The organism is Aeribacillus composti (genome assembly GCF_007827555.1).
Classification (GTDB): domain Bacteria; phylum Bacillota; class Bacilli; order Bacillales; family Aeribacillaceae; genus Aeribacillus; species Aeribacillus composti.
In genome coordinates, this window is sequence record NZ_VISS01000037.1 from 16,811 (window position 1) to 43,527 (window position 26,717).

Below are 26,717 nucleotides of genomic sequence, written 5' to 3' on the forward strand. Positions count from 1 at the left end.
TTATTACAATGGAGACGAAAGGATAGAGCGATGGACAGTATTCAGTTTCAAACGTTGCTGGAGGAAAGAGGGATTTCACTTTCCTCACAAGCATTGGAACAATTTGAAGCATATTTTAAGCTCCTAACGGAATGGAATGAAAAAGTGAATTTGACGTCCATAACGGATCGGACAGAAGTGTATATCAAACATTTTTATGATTCTATTTCGGCTGCTTTTTTTTATGATTTTAACAGACCTCTTTCCGTTTGCGATGTTGGAGCGGGTGCTGGTTTTCCCGGCATTCCGCTGAAAATTTGCTTTCCTCATTTGCAGTTGACAATCGTTGACTCTTTGAAAAAACGAATTACGTTTTTAGAGCATTTAACTGCTCAACTAAATTTGGAAAATGTCTTTTTATACCACGATCGTGCGGAAACGTTCGGTCAAAAGAAAATATTTCGGGAATCTTTTGATATCGTGACAGCTAGGGCTGTAGCACGATTATCCGTACTAAGTGAACTTTGTATCCCGCTCGTGAAAGTAAATGGTGATTTTTTGGCATTGAAGGCTCAATCGGTAAAAGAAGAATTAAAAGGGGCAAATAAAGCGATCTCATTATTTGGCGGACAAGTCCAGACGATTCATTCCTTTCAATTGCCCATTGAAAAAAGTCAGCGCAATATCATTGTGATTCATAAACATCGTGCTACTCCGAAAAAGTATCCTAGGAAGCCCGGCACACCAAATAAAATGCCTATTGAGTAACTTGTTCGAAAATAATATTTTTTGTTTGTCATTTTTAGCAGGAAATTTGTCTAGAAAACGAGAAATTTAATAAATGCTGGTAGTTTCTAAAGGTGGTGTCAGCATATGAAGCATCCTTTTTCTCGATTATTTGGCTTTGGGGAAAAAGATGTGACGGACTTTGAAGAAGAAAAAGATGTAAAAGAAGAAATTTTGCATATTCCTGTTGATGAGATCGTCCCTAATCCATTTCAGCCGAGAACTGTTTTTTCTGAAGATAAAATTGATGAATTGGCGCAAACAATCCGAACTCATGGCATTATACAGCCGATTGTTGTCAGAAAAACGGATGAACGGTATGAAATTATTGCCGGGGAAAGAAGATGGAGAGCTGTCAAAAAACTTGGATGGATGGAAATTCCGGCTATAGTAAAAAATTATAATGATAAAGAAACCGCTTCAATCGCCTTAATTGAAAACTTGCAGCGGGAAGAATTATCAGCCATTGAAGAAGCAGTTGCTTATGCAAAATTAATTGAACTCCATCAGCTGACTCAAGAAGCGCTAGCTCAAAGGCTTGGAAAAGGACAATCGACGATTGCCAATAAACTACGTCTGCTGAAGCTCCCAAAAGAAGTTCAAGAGGCATTGTTAAACAAATCCATTACGGAACGTCATGCGCGAGCACTCATTCCTTTAAAAGATCATGAATTGCAAATTAAATTGTTAAACGAAATTATTGAAAAACAGTTAAATGTTAAACAAACAGAAGATCGCGTAGTTAAAATGTTAGACCAAAAAGAAGAAAAGCAAAAACCGAAAAGAAAAGCTTTCAGCAGAGATACGAGAATTGCTTTGAATACGATTCGGAAATCTTTGACTATGGTGGCTGAAACAGGAGTTAAAATAGATTCAAAAGAAGAAGAATTTGAAAACTATATACAATTAACGATCAAAATTCCAAAATAACTCTTCACACTTTTTCGTGAAGAGTTTTTTATTATAAAAAAACTTAGCAAAAAGACTTGGACAGAATGTTCGACAGCAACAAATTATTTTCCGGGAAATACGACAATATTTTATTTTTTTCGAAAAAAGGATGAATTCCTAGCATTTCCACCTACAAAAGAAAAAAGTTTGTGAAACATCCCCAAAGATATCACCTACAATTAAGCATTTTCGTGATAAAATAAAATACAATAGAACATTTGAAGTAGGAGAAAGCAGGTGACACCGTGTGTAAGATCATTTCCATAGCGAACCAAAAAGGCGGCGTTGGAAAAACAACAACTTCCGTTAACCTCGGAGCTTGCTTAGCATACACAGGAAAGCGGGTTCTATTAGTCGATATAGACCCTCAAGGTAATGCGACAAGTGGGGTTGGTATTGAAAAAGCGGATGTCGACCTTTGTGTGTATGATCTTTTAGTAGAGGATGCAGATGTAAAAAAAGTCATTAAAACAACACAGATTGAAAATCTTGATGTGATTCCAGCAACTATTCAACTTGCAGGTGCTGAAATTGAATTAGTTCCGACGATTTCCCGTGAAGTCCGATTAAAAAGAGCGCTTGAACCAGTGAAGCAGCAATATGATTACATATTAATAGATTGCCCGCCTTCGCTCGGACTTTTAACACTCAATGCGCTAACGGCTTCGGATTCGGTCATTATTCCAGTTCAATGCGAGTACTATGCTTTGGAAGGATTAAGCCAGCTGTTAAATACTATTCGGTTGGTTCAAAAACATTTGAATTCGGATTTGATGATTGAAGGTGTATTGCTGACAATGCTTGATGCGCGGACTAATTTAGGCATTCAAGTAATTGATGAGGTAAAAAAATACTTTCAAGACAAAGTGTATCAAACCATTATTCCACGAAATGTGCGGCTTAGTGAAGCACCGAGCCATGGACAGCCTATTATCCTTTATGATTCAAGATCCAAAGGAGCAGAGGTTTATTTAGAATTAGCAAAGGAAGTGGTGGCAAATGGCTAGAGGATTAGGGAAAGGAATTAATGCACTTTTTGCCAATTTAGAACTGAATAAGGAAGAAGTGGTGCAAGATATTAAAATAGGGGATTTACGTCCAAATCCTTATCAACCGCGAAAAACATTTGACCCTGGTTCGATTGAAGAGCTTAAGCAATCCATTTTGCAGCACGGAATTTTACAGCCGCTGATAGTCCGAAAGAGCATAAAAGGCTATGAAATTGTAGTCGGTGAACGCCGTTATCGAGCAGCAAAAGAAGCGAAGCTTAAGACAGTTCCGGCAGTTGTGAAAGAGTTGACAGATGAGCAAATGATGGAAATCGCTCTATTAGAAAATTTGCAAAGGGAAGATTTAACCCCGATCGAAGAGGCGAAAGCGTACCAATCGCTTTTGGAGCATTTGAACATTACACAAGAAGAATTGGCAAAACGTCTTGGCAAAAGCCGTCCGCATATTGCCAATCATTTGCGGCTCCTAAGCCTTCCACCGTTCGTCCAAACATTGATATCTGAAGGCAAGCTATCAATGGGTCATGGGAGAACATTGCTTGGCATAAAGAAAAAAGAGAAACTTGAATATTTAGTGAATAAAATTTTAAAAGAAAATTTAAATGTCCGGCAAGTAGAACAGTTAGTGCAGCAGATGAATGAAAGTGTTTCACGTGAAACAAAGAAAAAGATAGAGAAAAAAGATGCTTTTATACGTGAACAAGAATCGTTTTTACGAGAAAAATTTGGAACATCCGTTTCCATTAAGCAGCAAAAGAAGAAAGGTAAAATAGAGATTGAGTTTTTTTCGAAAGAAGATTTGGTGCGTATTTTAGAACTGTTGGATGTAAAAGTATCATCTTGATGTTGAAGAACAGCTAAAATTCAAACCCTCTTCGAAATAGCGATACGTTTGATTGTTCAGATTCCCTTATAGAATTGAAGGTATTGATCAAACTTGCTGAGATGACGTCAGCCATGCTCATAACAAGATGGAGCCTCGTATTTTGCAAAACAAAAAACTCCATAAAGCCGCTGACATTAACGATTCCAGTGATGTGCATGTCTCCGACCGCCGGAAGCGATTTATTGACAGCTGCACCTGGCTTTAAGGGACCTTCCGCTACTTGAAAAGAACCAATGTTTTGATAGAGACCTAAACAAGCATCCACAGCAATGATGAAGGGATGTTCGAACTGATTGTTTATTGTCTCAATCGTTTCTCCTAAATTGACAGCATGAACCGGAGATTTCAAAGTCCCAAATATATGAACATGAGTTAAATTTTGTTCCATTAGCTTCGTTCCGACTATCGGACCTAACGCATCTCCTGTTGAACGATCTGTTCCAATGCATAAAACGACGATGGAATCTTGATGTTCTTTTGGTATAAGACTTCCAATTTTTAGTGATAATTTAGTAACAGCATCTGTATGATGATAAAAGATTCTTTCTTTTTCTTTTTTATAAGGGAAAAAATTTGTTTTTACATTCATCGGCCATTCACCCCCTGAAATAGTATTACCAGTATACGGAATATTTAAATTTTCTATACCTAAAAATGAATAGTGTTTATACCTTCAAACGGAATTGGCTTGATGAAAGGTACAAATCAAATACAAAACTTGTTAAAATAAATCTATCATGGCGCCATCTAAGTATAGATGGCTTTTCGCTTTAACTAAAAAGATATACTGTATGTTTGCTATAAATGGAATATTTAAGGAAGGGATGATGACGGCTTAGATGGTTAACAAGGAATTTGACCTTTATGATATTGTTGAAATGAAGAAACCTCATCCTTGCGGAGAAAATCGCTGGAAAGTGATCCGAATGGGAATGGATATCCGTATTAAATGTGAAGGTTGCAGCCATAGTGTTCTCATGCCGAGAAAAGAATTTGTAAGAAAGATGAAAAAAGTCATTGAAAAACATAGTGAGAAGCAACAATGAAAGACTGCTGCCTTAAATCGGCAGTCTTTTTTTTATAGAGCTGATCGATTTGGAGGATGAAAGCTTGTCATTTTTCTTGTTCCTATCTATAATGGGTGAAGATTAGTTGATGAGATAGTGTCCGTACAAAAAGAGGAGTGGAAAATTCATGGGATTAACTGCTGGTATTGTTGGTCTTCCGAATGTTGGAAAATCAACGCTGTTTAATGCGATCACACAAGCGGGGGCCGAGAGTGCGAACTATCCGTTTTGCACCATTGATCCGAACGTAGGAATTGTTGAAGTGCCTGATTATCGCCTGCAAAAGCTTTCAGAATTATTTAAGCCGAAAAGAACGGTTCCGACAACATTTGAATTTACTGATATCGCAGGAATTGTCAAAGGGGCAAGCAAGGGAGAAGGCCTTGGCAATAAATTTTTGTCTCACATTCGCCAAGTGGATGCAATTTGCCATGTTGTTCGCTGTTTTGATGATGAAAATATTACGCATGTTGACGGAAAAGTGGATCCGATTGCAGATATTGAAACAATTAACATCGAGTTAATTTTGGCCGATTTGGAAACAGTTGATAAACGGATCGATCGCGTTGCCAAAATAGCAAAACAAAAAGACAAGCAAGCTATGTTTGAATATGAAATTTTAATGAAGTTAAAAGAAGCGTTTGAAAATGAAAAGCCCGCCCGTTCTGTTTCATTCACGGAAGAACAGATGAAATATGTAAAACAGCTTCATTTGCTCACCATTAAACCTGTACTTTATGTAGCAAATGTTAGTGAGGAAGATATATCCTCTGGAAGTAATGAATATGTGGAAAAAGTGCGCAAATATGTTGCTGCGGAAAATGCCGAAGTAATTGTCGTATGTGCAAAAATTGAATCTGAAATGGTCGAGCTTGATTCGGAAGAAAAAGAAATGTTTTTGCAGGAGCTTGGAATTCAAGAATCTGGTTTAGATCAATTAATTAAAGCATCTTACAGCTTGCTGGGACTCGCCACATATTTTACTGCTGGGGAACAAGAGGTTCGGGCATGGACGTTCCGCAAAGGAATGAAAGCACCTGAGTGCGCAGGCATCATTCATTCTGATTTTGAACGGGGATTTATTCGGGCCGAAACAGTTTCCTATACAGACTTAATTGAGGCAGGTTCGATGGCTGCTGCAAGAGAAGCTGGAAAGGTTCGATTGGAAGGAAAAGATTACGAGGTTCAAGACGGAGATATTATTCATTTTCGATTCAATGTCTAATGTTGCGGGATCAATAAAATTTTGCTATAATCTTGGTTTGTGAGTAATGATAATTACTCCTTGCCCGAATTGGGCCGTCAAGACCAAAAGGAGGTGTAAGAGAATGAGAAAATACGAAATTATGTATATTATCCGTCCAAACATTGAAGAGGATGCTAAAAAAGAGCTAGTTGAGCGTTTTAACGGCATTCTTGTGAACAATGGTGCGGAGATTACAGAGGTGAAGGAATGGGGAAAACGCCGTCTCGCTTATGAAATTAAAGACTTCCGAGATGGTATTTACATGATTTTAAACGTTCAAGCTTCACCTCAAGCGGTTGAAGAATTTAACCGTTTGGCAAGAATCAATGAAGATATTTTACGTCATATCATTGTTAAAGAAGAAGAGTAATTTGTTCCAATATACGTGTTAAAATGGTAATATCATCTTAAAAGACATTTTAGGAGTGGTTCTGAAATGATGAATCGTGTCGTTTTGGTCGGTCGGCTTACAAGAGATCCCGAATTACGATACACGCCCAGCGGTGTAGCCGTTGCAACCTTTACATTGGCAGTTAATCGAAATTTTACAAATCAGCAAGGGGAACGCGAAGCAGATTTTATCAACTGTGTCGTTTGGCGGCGTCCTGCGGAAAACGTAGCCAACTATTTAAAAAAAGGCAGCCTTGCGGGTGTTGATGGCCGTCTTCAAACACGCAGCTATGAAGATCAAACGGGAAGAAGAGTATTTGTAACAGAGGTTGTGGCGGACAGCGTTCAATTTTTAGAACCGAAGAGTGCCGCAGTCGGGAATAATTCGGGATTTTTTGCAGGAAATCAAGGAAATGCAAATCCATATGGCGGTGCACCATTTGATCCAAACCGGAATAATCAGAACCACCAAAACTTTGACGATGATCCATTTGCTAATGATGGACAACCGATTGATATTTCAGATGATGATTTACCATTTTAACCGATTGTACGCCTAGATAAATGTAAAGAAGGGAGGAATTGTAATGGCTGGACGCAGAGGCCGCGGTAAACGCCGGAAAGTGTGCTATTTCACAGCAAACGGCATTACGCACATTGATTACAAAGATGTTGATTTGCTTAAAAAATTCATTTCTGAACGCGGAAAAATTTTGCCTCGCCGTGTAACAGGAACGAGTGCAAAATATCAACGGAAATTAACAGTTGCCATTAAACGGGCCCGTCAAATGGCATTGCTTCCTTATGTTGCAGATGATAAATAAGAAATTTCAAAGGCAGCAAGGTGAATCCCTTGTTGCTTTTTTCTTGTCCGTTAAATGAAACCATGATTTGATTGTTTAAAAAGTCTAGATTAAAATAATGGTATGAGTCTTGATTGAGGTGAGTCTGTGAAACGTACGAATGTTTTAACAGAAGGTGCTATATTCGTTGCTATTTATACCGTTTTTCTATTAATTACTTTATATGTTCCGATATTAAGCGTTATATCAATATTTTTCCTTTCGACGCCGTTTATTATTTTCGGTATCCGCCACGGAATCAAGCAGTCTTTTGTTTTATTATTAGCATCAATCGTGATGACATTTTTGGTCGGCTCCATCGTTTCGCTGCCGATTGGGCTCATGTTCAGTGTGACAGGTATCATAATGGCATACTTTTATCGTCAAAAACGGCAGCTGTTTGCGTTAATAGGCGGCACCATTTCATTGCTCATCAATTTCGTTCTTGATTATGCGTTATCAATTGTTTTTTTGGGCGTTGATCTTTTTAGTGATGTTATACAACAAACCAAGTCTTCAGTAAGGGAAACATTAGCCGCATTCCCTTCAATGGATGAAGAAATGAAAAAAACAATGATGGAGCAAATGAACGAGCAGTTTGATTTATTAATGAACTTGCTTCCGAGCATGTTTGTCATTGTGTCATTTATGTTAGCCGTGATTATACATATATTGAACATTGGAATTATAAAAAGATTAAAATTGAATGTTGGAACAATCACCCCTTTCCGCGACTGGAAATTTCCAAAAAGTATTATTTGGTATTATTTAATCGCCACTCTCCTTATGCTTATCAATTTGCCTAAAGAATCTTTTTTAAATATCGCGCTTTACAATATTGTGTTTGTTTTACAGACTGTGCTTTTAATTCAAGGGTTTTCCTTTATTTTTTATTTTTGTCATGTGAAAAAACTTTCGAAAGCAGTGCCGGTATTGATTGTAATTGGAACATTTATTTTGCCAATTCTTCTTTATCCAGTACGAATATTGGGAATCATTGATTTAGGGTTTAATCTCCGCGAAAAAATACGTTAGGCCTTGGTTCGTTCTTTTTGCAAGGAGCTGAATAAAATGCCGAGTTTTTTTGAAAAACCTTTATTCTTTTACCCGTTATACGCACTCATTGGCGTAATAGCGGCAATGATCGGTTTTCTGTTATTTTATAATTGGGTGATTGGCTGTATTAGCGCAATCGTTGCAGGTTGTCTGTTGTTTTTTTTCTTTTATGCTGTTAAACGATTGAAATTGGAATTGGAACATTCTATTTCTGATTTAACGTTTCGTTTGAAAAAAGCTGGCGATGAAGTTTTTATGAAGATGCCGATTGGCATTATGCTTATCAACGATCAATTTGCCGTGGAATGGGTCAATCCATTTTTAGCTTCATATTTTAAGAACGACAAGCTGGTCGGTCGTCCTCTTGACGAAATTTCTGAAACATTAAAAGTGTTATTTCAAAAAGGGATAGATTCCGATATCGTGACTCTTCAAAACCGTAAATTTCGCGTCATTGTCAAAAAAGAAGAAAGGCTTCTTTATTTTTTTGATGAAACGGACCACACGGAACTAAAAAAGCAGTATGAAAGCGAACGGATTGTTTTAGCTTATATATTTTTAGATAATTATGATGAAATCGCACAAGGGCTCGACGATCAAAAGCGGAGCAATTTAAACAGCCTTGTGACATCCATATTAAATAAATGGGCAGTCGATAACGGTATTTTTTTAAAAAGAGTTTCCTCTGAACGTTTTATTGCGGTTTTTAATGAAAAAATTTTGGCTGAGCTTGAAAAAACGAAATTTTCTATTTTAGATGAAGTCAGAGAAAAAGCGGTTATTCAAAATGTTTCTCTCACCTTAAGCATCGGGATTGGAGCCGGCATTAAAGATCTGTCTGAATTGGGGCATCTGGCGCAGTCGAGTCTAGATCTTGCTTTAGGCCGCGGAGGAGACCAAGTTGCTATTAAACGGGGAAATGGCAAGGTTAAATTTTACGGCGGACAAACAAATCCGATCGAAAAACGCACACGCGTTAGAGCTCGAGTGATTTCTCATGCATTAAAAGAAATCATTCGTGAAAGTGATAAAGTATTTATTATGGGTCATAAAAATCCTGACATGGATTCAATTGGTTCAGCAATTGGAATATTGAAGGTGGCGCAAATCAATCATAAAGAAGGTTTTATTGTTGTAAATCATGAAGAATTCGGCCAAGGACTTCAAAAGCTTGTGGAGGAAGTAAAGAAGGACGCTGAGTTATGGTCCAGATTCATCACTCCGGATGAAGCCCTGAATATTGCAACAGATCATTCTCTTCTCGTGATTCTAGATACGAATAAACCTTCAATGGTGGCTGAACAAAAATTGCTGAGCGAAATTGACCATGTAGTAGTCATTGACCATCATCGCAGGGGAGAAGAATTTATTCAAGATCCACTGCTTGTTTATATAGAACCTTATGCATCATCTACATCTGAACTTGTTACGGAAATTTTAGTATATCAGCCTGCAGAATTTAAAATGAGTACAATAGAGGCAACTGCATTGTTGGCAGGTATTACGGTAGATACAAAATGCTTCACGCTTCGAACAGGCTCTAGAACATTCGATGCGGCGTCTTATTTGCGATCAAAAGGAGCGGATACAATCCTTGTCCAAAAATTGTTGAAAGAGGATATTCAACAATTTGTTCAACGTGCCAAGTTCATTCAAAACACAGAGATTATGAATAATGGGGTTGCAATAGCAAAAGCAGATCGAGAAGATGAATATTACGATCAAGTGATCATTGCTCAGGCAGCTGACACTCTTTTATCAATGAACGGCGTATTGGCGTCGTTTGTCATTGCGAAGCGTGATGAACATACAGTCGGTATTAGTGCTAGATCATTGGGCGATTTTAATGTTCAATTAATAATGGAAGCACTTGGAGGTGGAGGGCATTTAACAAATGCCGCGACCCAGCTGGAGCATGTTACGATAAATGAAGCAGAAAAACGATTAAAAGAAGCTGTTCAACAATATTTAGAAGGGAGAAATGAAGAATGAAAGTGATTTTTTTACAAGATGTAAAGGGGAAAGGGAAAAAAGGTGAAGTAAAAAATGTAGCTGACGGCTATGCCCAAAATTATCTTTTTAAAAAAGGTTTGGCTGTTGAAGCGACAAGTGCCAATTTAAAACAGCTGGAAGCGCAAAAGAAAAAAGAAGAAAAAGAGGCAGCGGAAGAATTAGCGCAGGCAAAAAAATTAAAAGAACAGCTTGAAAAAATCACGGTTGAATTAAAAGCGAAAGCCGGTGAGGGCGGAAGATTATTTGGTTCCGTAACAAGCAAACAAATTGCTGATCAATTAAAAAAAGCACATAATATTCAAATCGATAAACGGAAGATTGATCTTCCAGATGCGATTCGTTCTTTAGGCTATACAAATGTTCCGATTAAGCTTCATTCGGAAGTGACGGCGACGTTAAAGGTACATGTTACAGAAGAATAATGGCAAGGAGCAATGTGGTATTATGGAAAGAAGTTGATCTTGAAGTAATGCCACATTTCTCTTTATACTTTTTGGAGAAAAAATTTATGTGTCCACGGTAAGGCGGTGATCATCTTGAATGATCTTCTGGTCAGTGATCGAATTCCACCACAAAATATAGAAGCAGAGCAGGCAGTGCTTGGGGCAATTTTTTTAGAACCTGAAGCGCTTATGTTAGCTTCCGAAATATTAGTTCCTGAAGATTTTTATCGATCCAGCCATCAAAAGATTTTTCAATCGATGTTGAGGCTTTCGGAAAAAGGAGAGCCCGTCGATTTAGTAACTGTGACAAAAGACTTGGCGGATGCGAAAATTTTGGAAGAGGTTGGCGGGGTTTCTTATTTAAGCGATTTAGCGGGATCCGTTCCTACAGCAGCAAATATCGAATATTATGCGAAAATTGTTGAAGAAAAATCGATATTAAGAAGACTTATACGAACAGCAACGGCTATAGCTCAAGAAGGCTATAATCGGGAAGACGATGTGGAAACACTTTTAACAGAAGCCGAAAAAAGCATCATGGAAGTGGCGCAGCGGAGAAAAGCCGGATTGTTTCAAAACATTAAAGATATTCTTGTTCGAACATACGATAAAATTGAAATGCTCCACAATCGCAAAGGGGAAATTACAGGAATTCCTACAGGCTTTTCCGAATTGGATCGTATGACGGCCGGCTTTCAGCGAAATGATTTAATTATCGTAGCGGCCCGCCCGTCTGTCGGTAAAACTGCATTTGCCTTAAACATCGCTCAAAATGTTGCGACGAAAACGGACGAAAATGTAGCGATTTTTAGCTTGGAAATGGGTGCGGAACAGCTTGTCATGCGTATGCTATGCGCAGAAGGAAACATAGATGCCCAAAATTTGCGAACGGGAAATTTAACCCCGGATGATTGGGGAAAGTTGACGATGGCAATGGGGAGTTTATCAAATGCCGGCATTTATATTGATGATACACCTGGCATAAGAGTGAGTGATATTCGCGCCAAATGCAGACGGTTAAAACAGGAAAAGGGCCTTGGTTTAATTATCATAGATTATTTGCAATTAATTCAAGGAAGCGGGCGGAATCGGGAAAACCGCCAGCAGGAAGTTTCGGAAATATCAAGATCTCTTAAGGCTTTGGCACGTGAATTGGAAGTGCCGGTCATCGCATTATCCCAGCTATCACGAAGCGTCGAGCAGCGTCAAGATAAACGCCCGATGATGTCAGATATTCGGGAGTCCGGTAGTATTGAGCAGGATGCAGATATCGTCGCCTTTTTATACAGAGATGATTACTACAATACGGAATCAGAAAACAAAAATATTATTGAAATCATTATAGCCAAGCAGCGGAACGGCCCTGTAGGAACTGTTCAGCTTGCATTTGTAAAAGAATATAATAAATTTGTAAATCTTGAAAGGAGATATGAAGACGATCATATTCCTCCTGCTGTCTCTTGATGAGGCAGTTGTTTTTTTGTAAGCATCTTATATAACACGAACAAAATATTTAATAATAAAGTGAACGTTCGGATTTTATTGACTCTACTTGCTACAATTGGTAGAATAAACTTGTTTCTTTGTATTGGATTTTTGGTGAACACGGAGGTGCACACATGTCATCAGTTGTTGTTGTTGGTACACAATGGGGGGATGAAGGAAAAGGGAAAATAACCGATTTCCTTTCTCAAAATGCGGAAGTGATCGCCCGTTACCAAGGTGGAAACAATGCTGGCCATACAATCAAATTTAACGGTGAAACATATAAACTGCATTTAATCCCATCCGGTATTTTTTATCAAGATAAAATTTGTGTCATCGGAAACGGAATGGTTGTCGATCCTAAAGCGCTGGTAGAAGAGTTGAACGGTTTGCATAAACGGGGAATTCAAACAAATAATCTGCGAATTTCCAACCGCGCTCACGTCATTTTGCCTTATCATTTAAAATTGGATGAAGTGGAAGAAGAACGAAAAGGAGCCAACAAGATCGGGACGACGAAAAAAGGAATAGGTCCAGCCTATATGGATAAAGCAGCCCGTATTGGCATCCGCATCGCCGATTTATTGGATCGTGAAGTCTTTGAAGAAAAATTGAGAAGAAATTTAGAAGAAAAAAATCGCCTGTTTGAAAAAGTATACGAAGTTGAAGGGTTTAAACTGGAAGAGATTTTAAATGAATACTACGAGTACGGCCAACAAATCAAACAATATGTATGCGACACATCTGTTGTGCTGAACGACGCGCTTGATGAAGGACGCCGTGTTTTATTTGAAGGAGCTCAAGGCGTTATGCTTGATATCGATCAAGGTACATATCCTTTTGTTACATCTTCCAATCCAGTAGCAGGCGGTGTGACAATTGGAGCAGGTGTAGGTCCTACGAAAATTAAACATGTTGTCGGCGTATCAAAAGCTTATACAACTCGTGTAGGAGACGGTCCGTTTCCGACAGAGCTCCACGATGAAATTGGCGATCAAATTCGTGAAGTTGGACGGGAATATGGCACAACAACAGGACGTCCACGTCGAGTGGGCTGGTTTGACAGCGTTGTTGTTCGCCATGCGCGCCGGGTAAGCGGAATAACTGATTTATCTTTAAATTCCATCGATGTATTGACAGGAATCGAAACATTAAAAATATGCATCGCCTACAAATACAAAGGTGAAATTTTAGAAGAATTTCCAGCAAGTTTAAAAGTACTTGCACAGTGCGAACCTGTCTATGAGGAATTGCCGGGTTGGAAGGAAGACATTACGGGGGCAAAAAGCTTGGACGATCTTCCTGACAATGCACGCCATTATGTTGAACGGATTTCCCAGTTAACAGGTATCCCACTTTCCATCTTTTCAGTTGGTCCAGATCGTTCACAAACAAATGTTGTCCGCAGTGTATACAGTCCAATATAATAAACTTGGAGGGATCGGCTGTTCCCTCTTTTTTTTGTGAAATTAAAAAAAATCGTTGTTTTGTCCCTCTAGAAATGATATTATTATACACGTCTTGAGAAAAATGAGCGTATTGGCTCCGAACTGTTCGCACAATGCATCTAACATCCTCGAAAAAGCCGGAAGAGGAAGGGACATCTGACAAATTTTAAAATGGGTTAGATAGAAAAAATTTTTTTATGAGCCATTAGCTCAGTCGGTAGAGCAACGAGTAAGGCTTCATCGAATAGGCGACGAGTTGTCCCGACGCATCCATCATCCTCGAAAAAGCCGGAAGAGGAAGGGACATCTGACAAATTTTAAAATGGATTAGAAGAAAAAAAAATTTTATGAGCCATTAGCTCAGTCGGTAGAGCAACGAGCAAGGCTTCATCGAATAGGCGACGAGTTGTCCCGACGCATCCATCATCCTCGAAAAAGCTAGAAGAGGAAGGGACATCTGACAAATGAAAAATGGATTAGATAGAAAAAAATTTTTTTATGAGCCATTAGCTCAGTCGGTAGAGCAACGAGCAAGGCTTCATCGAATAAGCGACGAGTTGTCCCGACGCATCCATCATCCTCGAAAAAGCTAGAAGAGGAAGGGACATCTGACAAATTTTAAAATGGATTAGAAGGAAAAAATTTTTTATGAGCCATTAGCTCAGTAGGTAGAGCATCTGACTTTTAATCAGAGGGTCGGAGGTTCGAATCCTCCATGGCTCACCATTACAATCGAGAAATATTATACAAGCTGCCTCACATTCGAGAATCCACATATATGAAAGGCTTGAGAGAGGGAAAAAGAGTTCGCATTCTTGAAAACTTTATACGGCTCGGTAGCTCAGTCGGTAGAGCAAAGGACTGAAAATCCTTGTGTCGGCGGTTCGATTCCGTCCCGAGCCACTTCATACGCACGGTTTATCCGTGCTATTTTTGGCTATAAGTAAGTTAAACCAAAATTGGTAACATTTGTGGTTGTAAATAGAAATTTGATTTCTCATCTCAAGCTGTTACAATAAGATAAAAATTGATATAATAGGTTTGATAGGAATTTACAGGGGTTTACTCTAAGTTCCAAAACCTATTGAATTTAAGACCTCTAGCAATAGCTAGGGGTTTTCTGCTTGTTTTTTCCATTTGTATTGAAAGTTGATGATGAGATGAATGTAATCGTGGTAAAGTAAAGTTAATAGATCAAAAGGGGAGAAAATGATGGAAAATAAAAAAATATTAGTTGTTGATGATGAAAAACCAATTGCAGATATATTAGAGTTTAATCTTAAAAAAGAAGGTTTTGATGTATACTGTGCTTATGATGGAACAAGCGCGATTGAAATGGTGGAAGAAATTAAACCTGACTTGATATTGTTAGATATTATGCTTCCCAGCAAGGATGGAATGGAAGTGTGCCGGGAAGTTCGAAAAAAATATGAAATGCCGATTATTATGTTGACTGCGAAAGATTCAGAAATCGATAAAGTGCTTGGTCTGGAGCTTGGTGCTGATGATTATGTGACAAAACCATTCAGCACAAGAGAGCTCTTGGCAAGGGTAAAGGCAAATTTACGAAGACAGCAAACAAATGCTGCAAGGGAAGCGGCTTCTGAACAGTCGGAAATTCAAATCGGCTCTCTCGTTATTCATCCTGATGCATATGTCGTTTCAAAACGGGGAGAAACGATCGAGCTTACTCATCGTGAGTTTGAATTGCTTCACTATTTAGCGAAGCACATTGGACAGGTCATGACCCGAGAGCATTTGCTGCAAACCGTTTGGGGATATGACTATTTCGGAGACGTCAGAACTGTAGATGTCACGGTTAGAAGACTTAGGGAAAAAATTGAAGACAACCCAAGCCATCCAATATGGATTGTGACAAGAAGAGGGGTAGGTTATTATTTGCGCAATCCTGAACAGGAGCAGTGAACATGTATAGCAGTCGAGTGAGTTTTTTCCGTTCGATACATTTTAAAATTGTGCTGATCTATGTGCTTCTGATTATTTTGGCTATGCAAATCATCGGTATTTACTTCGTTAAGGAATTGGAATCTTCTCTTATAGAAAATTTTAAATCTTCCCTTTCGCAGCGGATTGATTTGCTGGCTTACCAGATTGAGCAAGCGATGACGAATGAAGAAGTGGACGAATCATTGAATATGGAAGATGAGATATCTGCTATTTTGCAAGATTTTAAACGGGAGGAAATTCATGAAGTTCGCGTAGTGGACCAAGATGCGCGTGTCATCGGGACATCTGATTACAACAAAGATGTGATCGGGAAAAGAACAACTGAAAATATGATTAAACGGACTTTAATCGTCGGTTCGCCTGAAAGCAATATTTTGCTTGATCCGCAAACGAAGCATCGAATGTACGTATCAGCGACTCCGATCGTCACAGATTATAAACGAGAAACAATTGGCGTTGTTTATGTCGTTGCCTCAATGGAGGAAGTTTTTTCACAATTGCGGACGATTAACAAAATTTTTGCAACAGGCACAGGGATGTCCCTTCTTATTACCGCGGCGCTAGGAATTTTTCTTGCCCGCACTATAACCCGTCCGTTGTCAGATATGAGAAGGCAAGCGTTGGAGCTGGCAAAAGGGAATTTTTCCAGAAAAGTAAAAGTGTATGGAGAAGATGAAATTGGACAGCTTGCATTAACGTTCAATCATCTCACGGAAAAATTGGAGGAAGCACAGGAAACAACTGAAGAAGAGCGCAGAAAGCTGGCGTCTATTATTACTCATATGACAGAAGGTGTCATAGCTACAGATCGGCATGGAAAAGTAATTGTCATGAACAATCCGGCCCATGAAATGTTGAATGTTTCACGTGAAACAGCCTTAGGAAAATCAATTGTGGAGCTTTTAGATTTAACGGATGAATGTACTTTTGAAGATTTAGTGAACCAGCAAGAACCGATGCTGTTAGATTTCAGCACAGAGGAAAAACCGTATATATTACGAATCAGCTTTTCTACAATACAAATTGATGAAGATCATATTAACGGATTGATTGCAGTAGTTTACGATGTAACAGAGCAGGAACGAATCAACCAAGAGCGGCGTGAATTTGTCGCAAACGTTTCTCATGAGCTGCGGACGCCGCTTACTACAATGCGCAGTTATTTGGAAGCATTGGCGGAAGGGGCTTGGAAAGACGAAACGATCGCACCAAAATTTTTACAAGTGACGCAAAACGAAACGGAGCGGATGATTAGGCTTGTTAATGACTTGCTCCAGCTATCAAAACTAGATAGTAAAGATTATCAATTAAATAAAGACATGGTGAATTTCACAGACTTTTTCCACAAAATTATTGATCGTTTTGAAATGTCTAAGCAGCAGCATGTCACATTTGTACGAAACATTCCGAAAAAAAGCCTTTATGTAGAAATTGAACCCGATAAAATTACGCAAGTGCTCGATAATATTATTTCCAATGCTTTGAAATATTCTCCTGAAGGCGGAAAAATCTCTTTTCAAGTAAAAGAACAAGTTGACCATATTGAAGTCAGTGTAAAAGATGAAGGCATTGGAATTCCAAAAGAAAGTGTGAAAAAAATTTTTGAACGTTTTTATCGTGTTGATAAGGCTAGATCACGCAAAATGGGCGGAACCGGTCTTGGTCTTGCAATTGCAAAAGAGATGGTGGAAGCACACGGAGGAGAAATTTGGGTGGAAAGTGAAGAAGGAAAAGGCACGATTGTATTTTTCACATTGCCATATGAACAGAACCAAGAGGATGATTGGCTATGAACCGGGAAACGATAAAATCCATTATTTTAACATTTTTAGTGCTGACAAGTTTATTCTTCACCTGGAATATTTGGACATATCAGCCAAACTACGGGGAAATTTCAAACTCCAACTATATTGAAAACAACCCGTTAAGTAATGTAACAAAAAAGCCTTATGAAGTCGTGCAGCCGGATCATATTATGATTCATGAAAAAATAAAACATTACGCAACTTATGACGAAATCGTCATCGAAAGACTTTGGAAGGATATTCGTCAGTGGGAGCTAGAGGAATTCAAAAATATTTCTGGAGAGATTGAAAAGCAATATGGTTTTAATCAATGGATAAACAGGGAAATACATAATTCAACCCCTAACTTTGAAGTTATTTTTAACGACTCGATTCCGATGTCAGCCCTCTTATCAATAACCGACTGGACGGATGAAGAAGATTTCAATATAGAATTTGATCGGATTTACATTCCTCTGACAAACGAGAAAGCGAACCGAAAACTTTATTTAGTCGACTACGAGCATAAATATGTTGTAGAAGCACAGGTGAAAACCGTTTTAAGCAATTTGTGGACGGAAGTGTATAAAGAAAAAGAAAACTTTGAAAGCTACGTGTTTTGGAACGGATTATTTTTGCCTGAAAAGCCGTTTCCGATTCATCGCCTTCAATATTTTACAAAATCAATGAGCGGTGAGCAGATTAAAAATGCATTGTTTAATGATCCAAGTTATGTAAAACGGGATGTCAATGCTTCCGAATTTGTGTATACAGACAGCTCCCGTCAGCTTGTCATCAACGAAGATAAAGAAAGGGTTGTTTACGTTAATCCGACAATTGACCAGTCTTTAACGACGGAAAAAGGAAAATTGATCTTGCAGAGCATTGATTTTTTGAACAAACATGGCGGTTGGCTGTCAGGATTAAATGATTATCGCTTCGAAAAAACGGATCAAGAACAGAAAATTTATTTTCGTCTAACGGTTCGAAATTTGCCAGTATTTTCGTTCAGCGATTCGCATTATTCGATCACGACGATCATGCAAAGCTGGGGAAAGAATGATATTGCCTTATATCAGCGTCCGTTATTTTATTTGGATGATTTTATCCGGGAAGATAAAACGACTTTGCCTAAAGCAGCAGATATAATTGAAGCAATTAAGGATAATCCAAGCATTGAAGCCGACAAAATAAAACGTATTTTTCCCGCTTATGACATACAACAGTCGTCACGGCAAAATATCGTAAATTTGGAGCCGATATGGTGCATTGAACTCGAAAACGATAAATATCAAAGGCTGAATGTGAAAAAAGCGGGTAAAGGAGGGGAAGGTATTGGATTGGAGTAAAACGAAAACGGTGTTTATTATTGCCTTCCTGATCCTTGATATTTATTTAGCTTTTCAGTATGTTGAAAAAATCAAAAGCTCCAAATATGATATGATCACGAAAACGACGATTGAAGAGCAGTTTGCAGCGGAAAATATACAATTTGGGAAGCTTCCAAAAGAAGTAATAGAAGGTTCTTATATAACGGCAGAAAGTAAAATATTTAAGGAAGAAGAAATCGAACAACTGAAAAATCAAAAGCCGATGCTGCCTGATGAGGAGTTGACTCGTTCGGTAACAAAGCTTCGGATGAGTTTTGACAAACCGATTCCAATTGTAGGAGAAAATATCGAAAATAAGATCAAGCAAATTTTAACAACACAAATCATTGCGGGCAGTCAATACAAGTTTTGGCGCTACAGCAAAGAAACAAGGGAAATTATTTGTCTGCAGGAATACAAAGGAAAAATTATTTTTCAAGATGTAAGTGATGGAATCGGTATGATTGTCTTTTATTTAAATGATAAAAATGAAATTGTGTCTTATCAGCAAACATTGCTAGAAGATATAAAAGAATTGGAGAAGCAGGAAATATTGCCTGCGATTAAAGCATTGGAAGCTCTTTATGAAAAAAATGATTTGAAATCTAACAGTAAAGTAACCGATGTAGAATACGGATATTACACACAATACCCGCTGTCGGAACAGCAAATTTTGGCTCCGACATGGCATGTAGTTGTCAATAAAACAGAAGATTATTATGTGAATGCATTGGAAGGTCAGGTCATTAAACCGGAGAAAGAGAATAATAATTTGGAGTGAGTGAAGGAAATGAGCCTTAATTTCAGTGTTCTTGCGAGCGGCAGCACAGGGAATGCCATTTATGTAGAAACAGATGAACATTCCCTGTTAATCGATGCAGGATTAAGTGGTAAACAAATGGAAAATTTGTTTCAAGAAATTCAACGGGACATAAAAAATTTAAGCGGTATATTAGTCACCCATGAGCATAGCGATCACATCAAGGGACTTGGAATTTTAGCGAGAAAATACGAAATTCCGATTTTCGCGAATGAAAAAACGTGGAAAGCAATGGAGAGAGAAATCGGCGAAATTCATTTAGAACAAAAGTTTACTTTTGAAATCGGCGAAACGAAATCGTTTGGAAGTTTAGAGGTTGAATCATTTGGCGTTTCCCATGATGCAGCAGAACCAATGTTTTTTGTGTTTCACCACAATGGAAAAAAACTAGCGTTAATTACTGATACTGGATATGTAAGCGACAGAATGAAAGGGATCATACGCGGTGCAGATGTTTTTATTTTTGAAAGCAACCATGACGTAGAAATGCTGCGAATGTGCCGGTATCCTTGGAATGTAAAACGAAGAATTTTATCTGATGTTGGACATGTTTCAAATGAAGATGCTGCACTTGCTATGGCTGATGTCATTGGCGACAAGACGAAACGAATTTATTTGGCGCATTTAAGTAAAGAAAATAATATGAAAGAGCTCGCACGAATGTCTGTCCAGCAAGTATTAGAGAAAAAAGGACTCGTTGTTGGAGAACAATTTGAATTATATGATACAGATCCAAAGAAACCGACGCCTCTCGTAGCTGTTTAAATGTTTGAATTTCCCCATCGTTGGGTATGTTAATGTTGTCATATATTTTTCCTGCCAGCTCGCGTTATACTATAATAATGTAGATAAAATCATTCGTCATCGGAAAGGAATGATGAGGCGATGGGATATTATGATGATGATTTTGAACGGTATAATAACAGAAAACAAAGGGGAAACCGGGGCGGATCATTATTGGCTGGGTTAATCGGAGCCGTGTTAGGCGCGTTATTAGTTATTTTCTCCCTTCCAGCATTAGCACAATTCAATATTCTTCCATATGATCTGAACATCAGTCCAGAGCAAAATGAGGAAGGGGAAACAGGAAATGTCCAAGGGCCAGTCAAAACAGTAAATGTAAATGTGAATTCAGCAGTTACAGAAGCAGTTAATAAAGTGAGTGATGCGGTTGTCGGAGTCGTCAATATTCAGCAAGTAAGCTTCTGGGATCAAACACAAGAGGGAGAAGCAGGAACAGGATCAGGGGTCATCTACAAAAAGGAAGGCGATAAAGCCTATATTGTAACAAATCACCATGTTGTAGCCGGAGCGCATCAATTGGAAGTTGTATTAAACGACGAAACACGCATTCCCGCTGAACTTGTCGGCAGTGATCAGCTGATGGATTTAGCAGTATTGGTTGTGGATGCAAAGCATGTTAAGAAGGTTGCTGAATTCGGCAATTCGGACACAGTCAAACCGGGTGAGCCGGTGCTGGCAATCGGAAACCCGCTCGGCTTGCAATTTGCTGGGTCTGTTACACAAGGGATTATTTCCGGAACAGAACGGACCATTCCTGTTGATATTGATGAAAACGGAACAGTGGATTGGCAGGCGGAAGTGCTGCAGACGGATGCCGCAATTAATCCCGGAAACAGCGGCGGAGCACTTGTGAATTTAGACGGGAAAGTAATTGGAATTAATTCCATGAAAATTGCTGAATCCGCGGTGGAAGGAATCGGACTGTCTATCCCAATTAACATTGCAATTCCGATTATTAATGATCTTGAAAAATTCGGCGAAGTGAAGCGTCCATATATGGGAATCGGTCTTCAGTCTCTTGAAGACATCCCAAGCTATTATTGGGAAGAGGCATTAAATTTGCCAAAGGACGTTAAAAACGGCGTGATTGTGATGAGTGTTGAGCCGATGTCGCCAGCTCAACGCGCAGGTTTGAGAGAGAAGGACGTAATTATAGAGCTTGCTGGGAAAAAGGTCGAAAATGTTCTCCAGCTTCGAAAGCAGCTATACAGCCAAAAGGTTGGAAGCACAGTGGAAGTAAAATTCTATCGAAACGGCGAGTTGAAAACAGTGAAGCTGAAGCTCGTTGAACAAAAATCTTTTTAAAGAACAGGAAGGCGAATCAGCTTTCCTGTTTTCATTATGGGGTAGGAGGATTATAAATGTATTGCTGCGAGGATCATATTGATTTAGCAATCGACATGTATGTAGACCAGTATGAAACAGCACCAAATATTCAAAAAATTGAATTTAATCACAGCTTATCCACAACCTGTGAATTGTGCGAAAAAACCGCAGTATATATAGTTGGGAACTGATTTTCGGACACGAAATATAGAGGTATTCATCCACAATTGTGGATAAAATCTGTGGAATATTTGTTATTTTATGTGGGAAATAGTTATCAACATGTTGATAAAATAAAAAAGGGGAAATATGAAAGTTGAACATTCAAATTATAGCGATTGGGAAGCTGAAGGAAAAATATTTAAAGCAGGGAATCGACGAATATTTAAAGCGTCTTTCATCGTACGCAAAAGTTGACATCATTGAACTTCCTGACGAAAAGGCTCCTGAACAAATAAGCCCGCAGGAAATGGAACTAATCAAAAACAAAGAAGGCGAACGAATTTTAGCCAAAATCCCGACCGATGCATACGTCATCGCCCTTGCCATTGGAGGCAAGATGAAATCCTCGGAAGAGTTCGCACATAGTATAGATAAACTGGCCACATACGGAAAAAGCAAAATCGCCTTTCTAATCGGAGGCTCTCTCGGCTTAAGCAAAGAGGTAATGAAACGGGCGGACGAAGCCCTCTCCTTTTCCAAAATGACCTTCCCCCATCAGCTCATGCGCCTCATTTTGCTCGAACAAATCTATCGGGCATTTCGGATTATGAGGGGGGAACCGTACCATAAGTGAATAGCGGTTTTTGGAGATAGCTTAGTAGATGGATTTTGGAGAAATGCCACTGTGAAGGACAAAAATAATCTAATAAAATTTGTAAATGTCATTCATAGAGGCGATGAAGTCCAAAAAGAAGCAATTGTATATGCTAAATGTCCGTCATAAAACTATTGAAGAACATAATTAAGAAAGAGAGCATAAGAAAAGTCCTTCATAAGACTCCTGAAGGACATAAACAAGATAGGAAACATAGGAAAAGGGGCTGTCTAATAAGTCGATTTTCCGGCTTATAGACGCCCCTTTAATGTTTTAGAAACGTTGATATATCAATGCTTATGATGTTTCGTTTTCAATGGATTTTGACTTTCTGGACAACCCCAAAATAAGAATAATACAGTCTAACTAAAGGATAGATCTTCTACTTATTACTCATAATAAGTCCATTGACGAACTCCTACTTGATTAAAATTATTGTTTAGAATTCTTCTGATTCTTTTTTTAGATGGTACCATTTGACACCATTCATGAATTGCATTCGTAGTAATCCGATGATCTGGAAAAAGAAGCTTAAATTCCTTCACACTCCGCATTACGGAAGCTGTAACTAATTCTTCGTGTCTACATTCCTTACATACACATTTTCTTCCTTCGATGTAGATAGAAAAAGACTTGCATTGAACACAGGTGATTCCTTTTCGTACCTGTTCATAATCATATGATGGTAACTGTTGATAAGGCGATTCAGTTATATGCAAGGAAATAAGCTTATCCGCTAGCTTCTTGTGTTTTCTATTTAACTTTGAAGGTTTGGTATTTAGTTTGTCCAAATATTGGTCTAGCTGAGTAGGAAAAATAAATGGTTTATCGAGAGGTGCTTGATATAGGGTAAAATTAGGATTGATAAAAACAACCGAAGCATCAATTTGAGGATTAAAACCAAGATTAAGGAGTAGCTGGCGTAATAAATAATTACTTCTATTCAATTGATGAAGAGGATTAATAATTTCGGATTTGGTTATTTTAAACAACATATCTGATTCGTGATAATAATCCCCTTCATAATTTTTGACCTCAAATAAATAATTTTTCTCTGAAGTTATAATTAAAGAATCAATTTGGAAGTTGGTATTATTTATATTTAGTAGTAAGTCATTTAAAATAATGCATTCACATTGAAGTTTCTCTGTTAAGGCATCAAATAAAACTTCCCCTTCATAATCCATTCGAGTGTTCAAAAGCTCCATAATCAACAATTCTTTAGACTTAGTTCGAGCTTTATAAAGCATAGTCTACGTCCTTTCATTTAATGGAATTGGTTATATGTTGTTGAGTTGATTATCAATAATGCGAGAAGACTATGTATGGAAAAAAAACAAGTGCAGAGTATTGCAACGAAAAATAAGATTTGATTGTATATGATTCATTTGAATAGTTTAATCGCTCTAATCGCTCAACTATACCAGCATATCGAATTGCGCTTGGCCCCATATCAACACCTCTGCGCATTTAACCTAAATCCATTGGAACCCCTATTATTGATATATTTTTTTTCTTCAATTTTTAAATTCCCCTTTTAAATTCTACTCTAACTATAAGCATAAAAGTTATTTCTAAATGGTTCAACTTAACAATAAAGTGTATAAATATTTATTATGTCTTTTACTCAAAAACGAAAAATATTAAAGTTTTTGAGTAAAGGACATTTACTTTTTTTGGTTAATCAGTATAATCTAGGTATACATCACATTTATGGGTCTTACAGGAGGGATTAGATGGCTAAAAAAGTTAATTGGTATGTTTCTTGTTCACCTAGAAGTCCAGAAAAAATTCAGCCTGAGTTAAAAGTACTAGCAAATTTTGAGGGAAGTTATTGGAAAGGGGTAAAAGGGTATAAAGCACAAGAGGCATTTGCTAAAGAACTTGCTGCTTTACCACAATTCTTAGGTACTACTTATAAAAAAGAAGCTGCATTTTCTACTCGAGACAGAGTGGCACCAATGAAAACTTATGGTTTCGTATTTGTAGATGAAGAAGGTTATCTTCGTATAACTGAAGCAGGGAAAATGCTTGCAAATAACCGAAGACCCAAAGATGTTTTCTTAAAACAGTTAGTAAAGTGGCAATATCCATCGTTTCAACACAAAGGTAAGGAATATCCCGAGGAGGAATGGAGTATAAATCCTCTTGTATTTGTTCTTAGCTTACTAAAAAAGGTAGGCGGCCTCAGTAAATTAGATATTGCTATGTTCTGTTTAACAGCAACAAATAATAATCAGGTGGATGAAATTGCAGAGGAAATAATGCAGTTCCGTAATGAACGTGAAAAAATAAAAGGACAAAATAAGAAACTTGAGTTTACTGAGAATTACTTTTTTAAAAGATTCGAAAAGATTTATGGAAATGTAGGTAAAATTCGTGAAGGGAAATCTGACTCTTCACATAAGTCAAAAATTGAAACTAAAATGAGAAATGCACGAGATGTGGCAGATGCAACCACAAGATATTTTCGATATACAGGTCTATTTGTTGCAAGAGGGAATCAACTCGTCTTAAATCCAGAAAAATCTGATTTAATTGATGAAATTATCAGTTCATCAAAAGTTGTAAAGAACTATACGAGAGTAGAGGAATTTCATGAATATTATGGAAATCCGAGTTTACCACAGTTTTCATTTGAGACAAAAGAACAACTTTTAGATCTAGCCCATAGAATACGAGATGAAAATACCAGACTAGCTGAGCAATTAGTAGAACATTTTCCAAATGTTAAAGTTGAAATACAAGTCCTTGAAGACATTTATAATTCTCTTAATAAAAAAGTTGATGTAGAAACATTAAAAGATGTTATTTACCATGCTAAGGAATTACAGCTAGAACTCAAAAAGAAAAAGTTACAAGCAGATTTTAATGACCCACGTCAACTTGAAGAAGTCATTGACCTTCTTGAGGTATATCATGAGAAAAAGAATGTGATTGAAGAGAAAATTAAAGCTCGCTTTATTGCAAATAAAAATACTGTATTTGAATGGCTTACGTGGAATGGCTTCATTATTCTTGGAAATGCTTTAGAATATAAAAACAACTTCGTTATTGATGAAGAGTTACAACCAGTTACTCATGCCGCAGGTAACCAGCCTGATATGGAAATTATATATGAAGACTTTATTGTTCTTGGTGAAGTAACAACTTCTAAGGGAGCAACCCAGTTTAAGATGGAATCAGAACCAGTAACAAGGCATTATTTAAACATGAAAAAAGAATTAGAAAAGCAAGGAGTAGAGAAAGAACTATATTGTTTATTCATTGCGCCAGAAATCAATAAGAATACTTTTGAGGAGTTTATGAAATACAATATTGTTCAAAACACAAGAATTATCCCTCTCTCATTAAAACAGTTTAACATGCTCCTAATGGTACAGAAGAAATTAATTGAAAAAGGAAGAAGGTTATCTTCTTATGATATTAAGAATCTGATGGTCTCATTATATCGAACAACTATAGAGTGTGAAAGAAAATATACTCAAATTAAAGCTGGTTTAGAAGAAACTTTAAATAATTGGGTTGTTGACAAGGAGGTAAGGTTTTAAAATGCAAGATATTCTGGACTTTTATGAAGAAGTTGAAAAAACGATAAATCCTCCAAATTACTTCGAGTGGAACACATATAGAGTTTTTAAAAAACTAGGTTCCTATAAGAATCTAGTCCCAAACTTTAAGCTTGATGATTCAGGTCATCCAATTGGTAATGCCATACCAGGTGTTGAAGATATATTAGTTGAATATGAGCATTTTTCAATTTTAATTGAATGTTCCCTCACGATAGGGGAAAAGCAACTAGATTATGAAGGGGATTCAGTAGTCAGGCACCTACAAGAATATAAAAAAAAAGGAATAGAAGCATATACTCTTTTCTTAGGAAAAAGTATTGATCTTTCTTTTGCAAGACATATAGGTTTTAACAAGGAATCAGAACCTGTAATTCCATTAACAGTAGACCAGTTTAAAAAGCTAGTTACACAGCTAAAAGGTGATGGAGAACACTTTAATCCTAATAAACTAAAAGAAATACTGATAAAATTATTACGAAGTGACTTAGGATATGATCAAGCTGAAGAATGGCTAACTTTCATTGAGTACAATTTAAAATGAAATTGAAAATGAAATTGAAAAGGGGCTGTCCAAAAAGTCAGGGTAACTGACTTTTTGGAGCCCCTCATTTTTTCACTTTTTAAAAAAAATGCACAAAAAAATCGTCCTTTCTA

The 26,717-nt window shown here is 37.6% G+C and carries 26 protein-coding genes and 2 tRNA genes; 26 read left to right on the forward strand and 2 right to left on the reverse strand.

Annotated elements, in window-relative coordinates; translation table 11 throughout:
- The first annotated feature begins 30 nt into the window (after positions 1 to 30).
- The 4 genes from rsmG to FB379_RS16135 all read left to right on the forward strand — a co-directional run bounded on the left by rsmG (position 31) and on the right by FB379_RS16135 (position 3,570).
- On the forward strand, positions 31 to 747 hold the full coding sequence (gene rsmG, locus FB379_RS16120) for a 16S rRNA (guanine(527)-N(7))-methyltransferase RsmG (RefSeq protein WP_063387753.1): 717 nt from the start codon (positions 31 to 33) through the stop codon (positions 745 to 747).
- Between the two features lie 105 nt (positions 748 to 852).
- A complete protein-coding gene (gene noc / locus FB379_RS16125) occupies positions 853 to 1,695 on the forward strand; it encodes a nucleoid occlusion protein (RefSeq protein WP_063387754.1) in 843 nt (280 codons plus the stop codon).
- 266 nt (positions 1,696 to 1,961) lie between these two features.
- The gene (locus tag FB379_RS16130; RefSeq protein ID WP_063387755.1) at positions 1,962 to 2,723 is read left to right on the forward strand and encodes a ParA family protein; all 762 of its coding nucleotides are present in this window, start codon (positions 1,962 to 1,964) and stop codon (positions 2,721 to 2,723) included.
- Positions 2,716 to 3,570, forward strand: a complete 855-nt coding sequence (locus FB379_RS16135) for a ParB/RepB/Spo0J family partition protein (protein WP_063387756.1) — start codon at positions 2,716 to 2,718, stop codon at positions 3,568 to 3,570. The genes FB379_RS16130 and FB379_RS16135 overlap by 8 nt, the downstream gene beginning before the upstream one ends.
- 13 nt (positions 3,571 to 3,583) lie before the next feature.
- Here the strand turns inward: FB379_RS16135 and yyaC are convergent, their stop codons facing one another.
- Positions 3,584 to 4,201: a spore protease YyaC gene (yyaC, locus tag FB379_RS16140; protein ID WP_063387757.1), complete on the reverse strand. Its 618-nt coding sequence runs from the start codon at positions 4,199 to 4,201 to the stop codon at positions 3,584 to 3,586.
- A gap of 250 nt (positions 4,202 to 4,451) precedes the next feature.
- On the opposite strand from yyaC, the gene FB379_RS16145 reads away from it, so the two are divergent.
- The 20 genes from FB379_RS16145 to rlmH all read left to right on the forward strand — a co-directional run bounded on the left by FB379_RS16145 (position 4,452) and on the right by rlmH (position 22,470).
- Complete coding sequence (locus FB379_RS16145) at positions 4,452 to 4,658, forward strand: DUF951 domain-containing protein (RefSeq protein ID WP_063387758.1); 207 nt, start codon at positions 4,452 to 4,454, stop codon at positions 4,656 to 4,658.
- Between the two features lie 148 nt (positions 4,659 to 4,806).
- On the forward strand, positions 4,807 to 5,904 hold the full coding sequence (gene ychF / locus FB379_RS16150; RefSeq protein ID WP_063387759.1) for a redox-regulated ATPase YchF: 1,098 nt from the start codon (positions 4,807 to 4,809) through the stop codon (positions 5,902 to 5,904).
- 103 nt (positions 5,905 to 6,007) lie between these two features.
- Positions 6,008 to 6,295, forward strand: coding sequence for a 30S ribosomal protein S6 (gene rpsF / locus FB379_RS16155; RefSeq protein WP_063387760.1), 288 nt, complete (start codon positions 6,008 to 6,010; stop codon positions 6,293 to 6,295).
- Between the two features lie 66 nt (positions 6,296 to 6,361).
- Positions 6,362 to 6,859, forward strand: a complete 498-nt coding sequence (gene ssb, locus FB379_RS16160) for a single-stranded DNA-binding protein (RefSeq protein ID WP_063387761.1) — start codon at positions 6,362 to 6,364, stop codon at positions 6,857 to 6,859.
- Between the two features lie 43 nt (positions 6,860 to 6,902).
- Positions 6,903 to 7,139: a 30S ribosomal protein S18 gene (rpsR, locus tag FB379_RS16165; protein ID WP_044748995.1), complete on the forward strand. Its 237-nt coding sequence runs from the start codon at positions 6,903 to 6,905 to the stop codon at positions 7,137 to 7,139.
- 126 nt (positions 7,140 to 7,265) lie between these two features.
- Positions 7,266 to 8,192 (forward strand): YybS family protein, encoded by a 927-nt coding sequence (locus FB379_RS16170; RefSeq protein WP_066251762.1) that lies wholly within the window; start codon positions 7,266 to 7,268, stop codon positions 8,190 to 8,192.
- Positions 8,193 to 8,228: 36 nt separating this feature from the next.
- Positions 8,229 to 10,205, forward strand: coding sequence for a DHH family phosphoesterase (locus FB379_RS16175; protein ID WP_063387763.1), 1,977 nt, complete (start codon positions 8,229 to 8,231; stop codon positions 10,203 to 10,205).
- Entirely contained in the window at positions 10,202 to 10,648 is a 447-nt protein-coding gene (gene rplI / locus FB379_RS16180; RefSeq protein WP_063387764.1) for a 50S ribosomal protein L9, read from the forward strand. The genes FB379_RS16175 and rplI overlap by 4 nt, the downstream gene beginning before the upstream one ends.
- Before the next feature lie 114 nt (positions 10,649 to 10,762).
- Positions 10,763 to 12,133 (forward strand): replicative DNA helicase, encoded by a 1,371-nt coding sequence (gene dnaB, locus FB379_RS16185; protein WP_063387765.1) that lies wholly within the window; start codon positions 10,763 to 10,765, stop codon positions 12,131 to 12,133.
- 155 nt (positions 12,134 to 12,288) lie between these two features.
- Positions 12,289 to 13,581 (forward strand): adenylosuccinate synthase, encoded by a 1,293-nt coding sequence (locus FB379_RS16190; RefSeq protein WP_063387766.1) that lies wholly within the window; start codon positions 12,289 to 12,291, stop codon positions 13,579 to 13,581.
- Positions 13,582 to 14,252: 671 nt separating this feature from the next.
- Positions 14,253 to 14,328: transfer RNA gene (locus tag FB379_RS16195), tRNA-Lys, on the forward strand.
- Positions 14,329 to 14,432: 104 nt separating this feature from the next.
- Positions 14,433 to 14,505, forward strand: a tRNA-Phe gene (locus tag FB379_RS16200).
- 309 nt (positions 14,506 to 14,814) lie between these two features.
- On the forward strand, positions 14,815 to 15,528 hold the full coding sequence (gene yycF, locus FB379_RS16205) for a response regulator YycF (protein ID WP_063387767.1): 714 nt from the start codon (positions 14,815 to 14,817) through the stop codon (positions 15,526 to 15,528).
- A 2-nt stretch (positions 15,529 to 15,530) separates the two neighbouring features.
- Entirely contained in the window at positions 15,531 to 17,363 is a 1,833-nt protein-coding gene (gene walK, locus FB379_RS16210) for a cell wall metabolism sensor histidine kinase WalK (RefSeq protein WP_144598401.1), read from the forward strand.
- Positions 17,360 to 18,703, forward strand: coding sequence for a YycH family regulatory protein (locus tag FB379_RS16215; RefSeq protein WP_066251767.1), 1,344 nt, complete (start codon positions 17,360 to 17,362; stop codon positions 18,701 to 18,703). The genes walK and FB379_RS16215 overlap by 4 nt, the downstream gene beginning before the upstream one ends.
- Positions 18,690 to 19,505, forward strand: coding sequence for a two-component system regulatory protein YycI (locus tag FB379_RS16220; protein WP_063387770.1), 816 nt, complete (start codon positions 18,690 to 18,692; stop codon positions 19,503 to 19,505). Before FB379_RS16215 ends, FB379_RS16220 begins: the two co-directional genes overlap by 14 nt.
- Positions 19,506 to 19,514: 9 nt before the next feature.
- Positions 19,515 to 20,309: an MBL fold metallo-hydrolase gene (locus tag FB379_RS16225; RefSeq protein WP_144598402.1), complete on the forward strand. Its 795-nt coding sequence runs from the start codon at positions 19,515 to 19,517 to the stop codon at positions 20,307 to 20,309.
- 120 nt (positions 20,310 to 20,429) lie between these two features.
- Positions 20,430 to 21,653: a S1C family serine protease gene (locus tag FB379_RS16230; protein ID WP_144598403.1), complete on the forward strand. Its 1,224-nt coding sequence runs from the start codon at positions 20,430 to 20,432 to the stop codon at positions 21,651 to 21,653.
- A gap of 56 nt (positions 21,654 to 21,709) precedes the next feature.
- Positions 21,710 to 21,865 (forward strand): CxxH/CxxC protein, encoded by a 156-nt coding sequence (locus FB379_RS16235; protein ID WP_144598404.1) that lies wholly within the window; start codon positions 21,710 to 21,712, stop codon positions 21,863 to 21,865.
- 125 nt (positions 21,866 to 21,990) lie between these two features.
- A complete protein-coding gene (gene rlmH, locus FB379_RS16240) occupies positions 21,991 to 22,470 on the forward strand; it encodes a 23S rRNA (pseudouridine(1915)-N(3))-methyltransferase RlmH (protein WP_144598405.1) in 480 nt (159 codons plus the stop codon).
- Positions 22,471 to 22,880: 410 nt separating this feature from the next.
- On the opposite strand, the gene FB379_RS16245 is transcribed toward rlmH, so the two are convergent.
- Entirely contained in the window at positions 22,881 to 23,741 is an 861-nt protein-coding gene (locus FB379_RS16245) for a nuclease-related domain-containing protein (RefSeq protein ID WP_144598406.1), read from the reverse strand.
- Positions 23,742 to 24,227: 486 nt separating this feature from the next.
- Between FB379_RS16245 and FB379_RS16255 the strand changes: the two genes are divergently transcribed.
- Entirely contained in the window at positions 24,228 to 26,042 is a 1,815-nt protein-coding gene (locus FB379_RS16255) for an AlwI family type II restriction endonuclease (RefSeq protein WP_144598407.1), read from the forward strand.
- Position 26,043: 1 nt separating this feature from the next.
- Positions 26,044 to 26,604 carry an AlwI family type II restriction endonuclease gene (locus tag FB379_RS16260; protein ID WP_144598408.1) on the forward strand — a complete coding sequence of 187 codons (561 nt, stop codon included), beginning with the start codon at positions 26,044 to 26,046 and terminating at the stop codon, positions 26,602 to 26,604.
- The last annotated feature ends 113 nt before the right edge of the window (positions 26,605 to 26,717 follow it).

What these genes read in the sequence shown, in the direction of transcription:
- rsmG (WP_063387753.1), top strand. Translation starts at nt 31, where the DNA reads ATGGACAGTATTCAGTTTCAAACGTTGCTGGAGGAAAGAGGGATTTCA.
- noc (WP_063387754.1), top strand. Translation starts at nt 853, where the DNA reads ATGAAGCATCCTTTTTCTCGATTATTTGGCTTTGGGGAAAAAGATGTG.
- FB379_RS16135 (WP_063387756.1), top strand. Translation starts at nt 2,716, where the DNA reads ATGGCTAGAGGATTAGGGAAAGGAATTAATGCACTTTTTGCCAATTTA.
- yyaC (WP_063387757.1), bottom strand. Translation starts at nt 4,201, where the DNA reads ATGAATGTAAAAACAAATTTTTTCCCTTATAAAAAAGAAAAAGAAAGA.
- FB379_RS16145 (WP_063387758.1), top strand. Translation starts at nt 4,452, where the DNA reads ATGGTTAACAAGGAATTTGACCTTTATGATATTGTTGAAATGAAGAAA.
- ychF (WP_063387759.1), top strand. Translation starts at nt 4,807, where the DNA reads ATGGGATTAACTGCTGGTATTGTTGGTCTTCCGAATGTTGGAAAATCA.
- rpsF (WP_063387760.1), top strand. Translation starts at nt 6,008, where the DNA reads ATGAGAAAATACGAAATTATGTATATTATCCGTCCAAACATTGAAGAG.
- ssb (WP_063387761.1), top strand. Translation starts at nt 6,362, where the DNA reads ATGATGAATCGTGTCGTTTTGGTCGGTCGGCTTACAAGAGATCCCGAA.
- rpsR (WP_044748995.1), top strand. Translation starts at nt 6,903, where the DNA reads ATGGCTGGACGCAGAGGCCGCGGTAAACGCCGGAAAGTGTGCTATTTC.
- FB379_RS16175 (WP_063387763.1), top strand. Translation starts at nt 8,229, where the DNA reads ATGCCGAGTTTTTTTGAAAAACCTTTATTCTTTTACCCGTTATACGCA.
- rplI (WP_063387764.1), top strand. Translation starts at nt 10,202, where the DNA reads ATGAAAGTGATTTTTTTACAAGATGTAAAGGGGAAAGGGAAAAAAGGT.
- FB379_RS16190 (WP_063387766.1), top strand. Translation starts at nt 12,289, where the DNA reads ATGTCATCAGTTGTTGTTGTTGGTACACAATGGGGGGATGAAGGAAAA.
- yycF (WP_063387767.1), top strand. Translation starts at nt 14,815, where the DNA reads ATGGAAAATAAAAAAATATTAGTTGTTGATGATGAAAAACCAATTGCA.
- walK (WP_144598401.1), top strand. Translation starts at nt 15,531, where the DNA reads ATGTATAGCAGTCGAGTGAGTTTTTTCCGTTCGATACATTTTAAAATT.
- FB379_RS16215 (WP_066251767.1), top strand. Translation starts at nt 17,360, where the DNA reads ATGAACCGGGAAACGATAAAATCCATTATTTTAACATTTTTAGTGCTG.
- FB379_RS16225 (WP_144598402.1), top strand. Translation starts at nt 19,515, where the DNA reads ATGAGCCTTAATTTCAGTGTTCTTGCGAGCGGCAGCACAGGGAATGCC.
- FB379_RS16230 (WP_144598403.1), top strand. Translation starts at nt 20,430, where the DNA reads ATGGGATATTATGATGATGATTTTGAACGGTATAATAACAGAAAACAA.
- FB379_RS16235 (WP_144598404.1), top strand. Translation starts at nt 21,710, where the DNA reads ATGTATTGCTGCGAGGATCATATTGATTTAGCAATCGACATGTATGTA.
- FB379_RS16245 (WP_144598406.1), bottom strand. Translation starts at nt 23,741, where the DNA reads ATGCTTTATAAAGCTCGAACTAAGTCTAAAGAATTGTTGATTATGGAG.
- FB379_RS16255 (WP_144598407.1), top strand. Translation starts at nt 24,228, where the DNA reads ATGGCTAAAAAAGTTAATTGGTATGTTTCTTGTTCACCTAGAAGTCCA.
- FB379_RS16260 (WP_144598408.1), top strand. Translation starts at nt 26,044, where the DNA reads ATGCAAGATATTCTGGACTTTTATGAAGAAGTTGAAAAAACGATAAAT.